The following is a 768-nucleotide window of genomic DNA, read 5'->3' on the forward strand; positions in this document are numbered from 1 at the left end:
CACATGTCCCGCACCGTCGTCGTGCGGCCGGTGGCGATCACGTAATCGTCCGGCTTCTCCTGCTGCAGCATCAGCCACATCGCCTGCACGTAGTCCCGGGCGTGGCCCCAGTCGCGCTTGGCGTCGATGTTGCCGAGCCGCAGCTCCTTCTGCCGGCCCAGCTTGATCCGCGCCACCGCGTCCGTGACCTTGCGGGTCACGAACTCGACGCCCCGCAGCGGGCTCTCGTGGTTGAACAGGATCCCGTTCGAGGCGTGCAGCCCAAAACTCTCGCGGTAGTTGATCGTCATCCAGTGCGCGTAGAGCTTGGCCACGCCGTAGGGCGAGCGCGGGTAGAACGGCGTCGTCTCGCTCTGCTGGGCCTCCTGGATCAGGCCGAACATCTCCGAGGTCGAGGCCTGGTAGTAGCGCGCCTGCGGGGCGACCGAGCGCAGGCATTCGAGCATGTGCACCGCGCCCAGGCCGGTGACCTGGCCGGTGAGCAGCGGCTGCTGCCAGGAGGAGGTGACGAACGACTGCGCGGCGAGGTTGTAGATCTCGTCGGGCTTGGCGGTCTGGACGATGCGCAGCAGCGCCGACTGGTCGAGCAGGTTGCCGTCGACCAGCTCGACATCGTCGAGGATGCCCAGCCATTTCAGCCGGTGGTCGAACACGCCGGCATGGCTGGAGCGACGTACGATCCCGGTGACCGCGTAGCCCTTCTGCAGGAGCAGCTGCGCCAGATACGCGCCGTCCTGGCCCGTGACACCCGTGATCAGCGCGCGCTTG

At 67.6% G+C, this 768-nt stretch carries 1 protein-coding gene; it reads right to left on the reverse strand.

Annotation, left to right across the window (positions count from 1 at the left end; genetic code table 11):
• Window positions 1–768, reverse strand: a 768-nt coding sequence (locus MKK69_RS19360; protein ID WP_243970525.1) for a GDP-mannose 4,6-dehydratase, incomplete at both ends; no start/stop codon positions are given.

Source organism: Methylobacterium sp. J-026 (assembly GCF_022829585.1).
GTDB lineage: Bacteria > Pseudomonadota > Alphaproteobacteria > Rhizobiales > Beijerinckiaceae > Methylobacterium.